Consider the following 6496-nt stretch of genomic DNA (forward strand, 5'->3'; position numbering starts at 1 on the left):
ATCTATTCCCAATCTACAGCATTGCATATTATGGCAAGAATAGTAATGGACACAATGTTTTCAACGGGATGTAATTTTTTCTTTCCAATCTAAAGTTTTCAATATTTTTCGAAAAGCTAAGCAACTTATTTATATCTATCTGATTTATAGATAAATACACGAAAATTAACTTAGAAAAATAGATATAAGTTCTTGAATTGTAGAGTTTTGCATCAATGCAATTTAAAAAAAATAAGTTAATTTTAATGAGTTTTTCCTATCTATTTTTCATTAAATACTTCTGACGATATGATTTCAGCTAGATTGTATTATCTTCTTTTTAATCAGCTTTTAATTCAATATCGAATTGGGCTGTCAAACGTAAAATTCCTTCTGATAAACCTTCCTGATGTTCTGTAAACCCTTTCAGTTTGCTCGATTTTCCTTTGATGACAAGATCCTGAATTTGCTTTTCAGTGAGTTTTTTTCCGAATACCATAAATGGAATTTTGAAACCACAACTTTTATAATTGGAACAACCGATTGCAGTTTTCCCTTTCATCAACTTGCTTTCTTTGCATTTCGGACAATTTGTTTCTTCCCAAATAATTGCCACTGTTTTTCGAGGAGTTGATTCTTTCTTTTCTTTGGGTTGCACTTCTTGTTGAAAGGAAATAACCTTTGCTTTTTCGTTGATGACTTTTCTCGTGAGATCGGTTACCATTGCGATTAATTCTTCTTTAAATTGAGAAGCATCGTATTCTCCATGTTCAATCTTTCTCAATTTAAATTCCCATTCTCCTGTTAATTCGGGACTTTTTAACAATTCATCTTGAATCGTATCAATAAGTTCGATTCCGGTAGAAGTTGCTAAAATGTTTTTCTTTTTGCGCTCGATGTATTTTCTTCGGAAAAGCGTTTCGATGATGTTTGCTCGGGTAGAAGGTCTTCCGATTCCGTTGTTTTTCATCATTTCGCGCAGTTCTTCATCATCAACTTGTTTTCCCGCGGTTTCCATGGCTCGAAGGAGCGTTGCTTCTGTATAAGCTTTTGGTGGACTGGTTTTTCCCTGATGAATCAATGGTTTGTGCGGCCCTTTTTCGCCTGCTTTAAATTCGGGAATCGTTTGTTCTTCATCTTTGTTTTTTTTCTCGGTGTCGTCTTTTTGATCTTTATTATACACTTCGCGCCAACCTAATTCCAGAATTTGTCTTCCGGAAGTTTTGAACGGAATCGTTCCTACCTGACCTTCTACCAAAGTATTTGAAATCTTACATTCTGGATAAAAAACAGAGATGAATCTTTTAGCCACCAAATCATAAATTAACTTTTCTTCTCTGCTTAAACTCGAAGAAGGCGGAATTTCGGTCGGAATAATCGCATGGTGATCGGTCACTTTCGTATCATCAAAAACGGTTTTCGATTTCGGAATCGGCTGTGCTAAAAGTGGTGCGGTAAACTCGCTGTAAAAATTCATGCTCTGTAGAATACCTTCAATCTGAGGATGCAAACTTTCGGAAAGGTAAGTGGTGTCAACACGCGGATAAGTGGTGTGCTTTTTTTCGTATAAACTTTGGATGTATTTCAACGTATTCTCGGCGGAATATCCGTATTTTCTATTGGCTTCTACTTGCAAAGCCGTCAAATCAAACAATCGTGGATTTTTCTCTTTTCCTTCTTTAATTTCAAAAGAGATGATTTCGAAAAGGTTTTGTTTCAGATATTCTAAGCCTTTTTCGGCTTTTTCTTTTGTTTTCAAACGGTCAATCGCTGCGGTGAAAATTACATCGCGGTATTTCGTTTTCAGTTCCCAATATTCTTCGGTATTGAAAGCATCAATTTCTTTTTGTCGTTGCACAATCATCGCTAGGGTAGGCGTTTGGACCCGACCGATTGAAAGTACACTTTTGTTTCCGCCAAATTTTTTCGTGAATAATCGGGTAGCATTGATTCCTAAAAGCCAGTCGCCAATCGCACGTGCATTTCCGGCTTGGTAAAGGTTTAGATAATCTTCTGAAGGTTTTAGGTTCGCAAATCCTTCTTTAATGGCAACTTCTGTCAACGAAGAAATCCAAAGTCTTTTGATGGGTTTTTTGCATTTGGCTTTGTGCAAAACCCAGCGTTGTATGACTTCACCTTCTTGCCCGGCATCCCCACAATTAATGACTTCTTCGCAATCTGCAACCAGTTTTTCAATGGTTCGAAACTGTTTTTCAACGCCCGGATTTTCTATTAATTTAATGCCAAAAGGGTCCGGAATAATAGGAAGAAATATAAGATTCCAAGATTTCAGATGTGGACTGTAATCGTGAGGTTCTTTGAGGGTGCAAAGATGTCCGAAGGTCCATGTTACCCAATATCCATTGCCTTCAAAATAGCCTTGTTTGGGCATGTCTGCACCTAATACTTTGGCAATATCTCGGGCAACACTTGGTTTTTCGGCAATACATAATTTCATAGGTCAACTTCATTTTTGGGACGTGCTGCAAATTTGAGTAATTTTTACCGCAAAAAAAAACGCTCCCGAAATTTCAGAAGCGTTCATAATTCTATCAACTGTTTTCTTTAAATATTGATAAACAATTTCGGATTAACCGGCGTATTGTTTTTGTGAACTTCATAATGAAGATGAGGACCCGTAGAACGACCTGTATTTCCTGATTTCGCAATCACATCGTTTACTTTAACCACTTCATTGGTCTTGACTAAAATTTGAGAAAGGTGAGCATAAAGGGTGTCCAAACCGTTACCGTGAGAAATAATCACGCAGTTTCCGTAGCCACTTTTTTCACCTGCGAAAATTACTTTTCCGGAGGCAGCACTTCGAACGTCGGAACCGTGAGCAACAGCAATGTCTAAGCCTTTGTGAAATTTAAGTTGGTCTTTTTCGGAAGGCGCATTATTTTTTTCGACCAAGGCTTGAGTTGAGTTGGGAGCGATTATTTTTTTAGTGACATTTCCTAAACTGTCTTTTACTTCAGTGTATTGTAGCTCGGCTTTTGTTGGCTTTAGAGAAGCAAGCATTATCGTATTTTCAGGGAACGGATTTTTCCTTTTTCCAAATTGCGAGGAGATATAACCATCGGTAGGGATTCCCAAAGGAACTTGTTGCAGTTTTTTCTGTAAATCAACCAAATACTGGCTGTAGCGATTGGTCTGTTTTGCCAGATAAACCGCATTTGAAATACTGTCTTTTGCGAGCATTTCTATCTTACCATCCGATAGATTTTTTGATGCCAAAAAGGAATTTAGCTCTCGAACGGTTTGATCAACTAAAGCGAGATTATTTTTCATTTCCAAATAATCGATACTGTCTTTTTCAGTTTTAATGGGAACTAAATTAACTTGGTACGATTTGTCGTCTTTTTCAGAATATAGTTTTCCGATAAAGAGCGCTTGTCCGAAAATTACAAATGCCAATATTCCTATGATTAAACTGATGTTTTTTTTAGTACTCAAAAAATTCTTCATTATTAAAGTCTTGGTGATCAAAAAATTGAGGTTGCAAATTTATAAAATATTTTTATAAAATATTTTCAGCCATAATTAGGACTTCATGATATCCCTCAGTTTATTCAAAACAATTGTTTGCACTATTTCAGAAAGCTTTAATATCTTTGCGCTAAAGATTCTCTCTTGTTCAGAAACTTCTGAGCAGCATCTAATTTTTAATTATGATAAAAAAGAAAACACCGAAATCGCAGACTCAGAATATTCCTGTTGGCGTGGTAGGAAGTGGTAGTTTTGCAACTGCAATTGTGAAAATGTTGGTGGAAAATAGTAAAGTGGTTCACTGGTGTGTACGAAATGAATATGTAAAAGGAGCCATTGAGCAGCGCGGTCATAATCCTAATTACTTAACGTCGGTCTCTTTTGATCCAAAACATCTGAAGATTACCACCGATATTAATGAATTGGTTTCGGCTTGTGAAGTGGTGGTTTTAGCAACGCCGTCGATTTACCTTTCAGATGCAATGGAAAAAATGACTTGTGATTATGAGAACAAAATTTTTGTTTCCGCAATTAAAGGAATTGTTCCTAAAGTAAATGATGTTGTTGCACATTACCTTCGTGATGAATTTAAAATAGGCTTCCGAAATCAGGCGGTCATCGCTGGACCTTGTCATGCCGAAGAAGTTGCGATGGAAAGACTTTCTTACCTCACTATTGCAGTTGCAGAAGAGGATGTAGCCAAAAAATTATTTGCTTTATTTTCTTCAGATTTTATTAATGTGCATTGCAGCAAAGATATTTTAGGAAATGAATACAGTGCGATTTTGAAAAATATTTATGCCGTAGGAGCCGGGATTTCCAGTGGTTTAGGATATGGCGATAACTTTACCGCAGTCTTTGTATCTAATGCGGTTCGCGAAATGGAAGTTTTCTTAGAAGCAGTGTACGAAGTTCCACGTGATGTGAATGAGAGTGCTTATCTTGGCGATTTATTGGTAACCGCTTACTCGCTGTTTTCCCGTAACCGAAATTTAGGGAATTTGATCGGGAAAGGATATACGGTAAAATCTGCAATTCAATCGATGAATATGATTGCTGAAGGATATTACGCCGCAGATTCTGTATATCATACCGCAAAAAATAAAGAGCTGAAAACTCCGATTATCAATGCGATTTATGAAATTCTTTATAAAGAAAAAAGTGCCGAAGCTGAATTTAAAAAATTAACCTTACTCTTAAATTAGTGAAATCAAGGACAAAATATACTGTTCATGTCTACTCAGTTTTAGAAGAGCGGTTGAATATTTGGTCTCATTTTATCGGTTTACTTTTAAGTATTCTTGCACTGGTTTTATTGATATTTCGTGCTATTGATTTAGGAAGTACGAAGGTACTGCTTAGTTTCTCGATATTTGGTTCAAGCATGGTTGTCCTTTATTTGGCTTCTACTTTATATCATTTTTCGAAAAATCCAAGACTAAGATACCACCTCGATATTTTCGATCATGCAGCGATTTTTGTTTTAATTGCAGGAACTTATTCGCCATTTGCACTGGTTTCTTTGAACGGTAGAGAAGGATACACGATTTTCGCAGTCGTTTGGAGTATTGCTTTAATTGGGATTGTTTTCAAAATTTTCTTTACGGGTAGATTTAATCTTTTATCTACAATCCTTTACGTAGGAATGGGTTGGATGATTATTTTTAGTTTTGATAGTCTGAGGTATCATTTGGATTTCCGTGGGTTGGTTTGGTTAATTTCTGGTGGATTTTTTTATACAGTTGGTGCAGTTTTATACAGTATTAAACGACTTAAATTCAACCATGCAATTTTTCATGGCTTCGTTCTATTGGGAACTTTCTGTCATTTTATGTCGGTTTATTTTTATGTAGTTCCGATTTCGAAGATCTAAGATCATCCTCGATAAAATTAATAACGAATAGAAAGAAAAATTAACAGAAATGATTCCTACCTTTGAATAGAAATTGACAGAAAATTCCGAACTTACAGAACATATTAGAAACGATACCAAAGAAAAACTTGAACTGGATTATGAAGGGCCTGATAAATAAGCTGAAATTGTATCTGAAATGACAACCATCACCAAACCCGAAATTTCACCAGAACTTTTAGCAGCACTTCAACCAAAGGTAGAAATAGAAAAACAAGTAATCATACATTGTTGTTTTCCTGCCAGCGGATTTTCGGATATGATGATTCGCATTTGGTCTTCTACATTTTTGATCGATGAAAGTTTGGGACATAGAAGTGTGTTAATTCATCATGAAAATATTTCACTGTTTCCTTATTGGACAGAAGTTACGCCCATGAAGGATTATTGGTTTACACTGGTTTTTTCTGGTTTGCCAAAAGAGTGTACCAGTTTTGATTTAAAAGAAGAGATTCCAGAAGAAGGTGGGTTTTGGATCAAAAATATCAAAAGAAATGAATCAGATGTTTATAAAGTAAAAATTAATTAGAATGAAGAAAATTTATTTCCTATGGATGATTCCCTTTTTGTTGGGAAGTTGTAACTCACGCTACAACGTAGTTCCATTAAATAAAATGAATAAAGAAAGAAAACAAATTGCACAGGATTTTGTAGAAACCTATTTTAAAAAATGTGAAAATAAAGATTATTCAGAATTTGAAGGTTTTAACATTGCGAAAAGATTCCAAGCCAAATTATCGCCAGACTCCTTGAAGAGATCATGTAACTATCTATATTATAAAAATGGAAAAGTGGTCGTAGAAAAATTAGTTTCTGCCCATACTACCAAATCCCCCAGAGATTTCATGGATGTTTTAAATTTTAAATTAAAGACCGAAAAATCTACACAACCAGTTTATCTACATCTCGGGATGTATCGCGATCAAAATTTTATCGAAATGCCTTTTTATATTTCTGCCGACGAAAGTTATTACGAAACCATTAGAAAAAAATACTACAAAAAATGAAAAATTTCCTCGTTTTAATCGTTGCTATTCTGGTAACTTCCTGTGCTTCACAAGCTCAAAAAACTGAAACTTCTACTATTAAAAAGTTCCAGAAAGAATTGAATGC

At 35.4% G+C, this 6496-nt stretch carries 6 protein-coding genes; 4 read left to right on the forward strand and 2 right to left on the reverse strand.

Translation table 11 applies throughout. The features are described 5' to 3' along the window. Positions 1 to 319: 319 nt before the first annotated feature. Both WBY99_RS08430 and WBY99_RS08435 read right to left on the reverse strand, forming a co-directional pair. Positions 320 to 2437: a DNA topoisomerase 3 gene (locus tag WBY99_RS08430; protein WP_423975889.1), complete on the reverse strand. Its 2118-nt coding sequence runs from the start codon at positions 2435 to 2437 to the stop codon at positions 320 to 322. Positions 2438 to 2544: 107 nt separating this feature from the next. Further along, positions 2545 to 3450 (reverse strand): M23 family metallopeptidase, encoded by a 906-nt coding sequence (locus WBY99_RS08435; protein WP_423975890.1) that lies wholly within the window; start codon positions 3448 to 3450, stop codon positions 2545 to 2547. A 203-nt stretch (positions 3451 to 3653) separates the two neighbouring features. Between WBY99_RS08435 and WBY99_RS08440 the strand changes: the two genes are divergently transcribed. From WBY99_RS08440 to WBY99_RS08455, 4 genes are all read left to right on the forward strand, one after another. After that, on the forward strand, positions 3654 to 4676 hold the full coding sequence (locus WBY99_RS08440) for an NAD(P)H-dependent glycerol-3-phosphate dehydrogenase (protein WP_423975891.1): 1023 nt from the start codon (positions 3654 to 3656) through the stop codon (positions 4674 to 4676). Beyond that, positions 4676 to 5344 (forward strand): PAQR family membrane homeostasis protein TrhA, encoded by a 669-nt coding sequence (gene trhA / locus WBY99_RS08445; RefSeq protein ID WP_423975892.1) that lies wholly within the window; start codon positions 4676 to 4678, stop codon positions 5342 to 5344. Before WBY99_RS08440 ends, trhA begins: the two co-directional genes overlap by 1 nt. A gap of 178 nt (positions 5345 to 5522) precedes the next feature. Further along, positions 5523 to 5912: a hypothetical protein gene (locus WBY99_RS08450; protein ID WP_423975893.1), complete on the forward strand. Its 390-nt coding sequence runs from the start codon at positions 5523 to 5525 to the stop codon at positions 5910 to 5912. 1 nt (position 5913) lies between these two features. After that, positions 5914 to 6390, forward strand: a complete 477-nt coding sequence (locus tag WBY99_RS08455) for a hypothetical protein (protein WP_423975894.1) — start codon at positions 5914 to 5916, stop codon at positions 6388 to 6390. Positions 6391 to 6496 lie beyond the last annotated feature (106 nt).

Source organism: Kaistella sp. (assembly GCF_049588135.1).
Lineage (GTDB): Bacteria > Bacteroidota > Bacteroidia > Flavobacteriales > Weeksellaceae > Kaistella.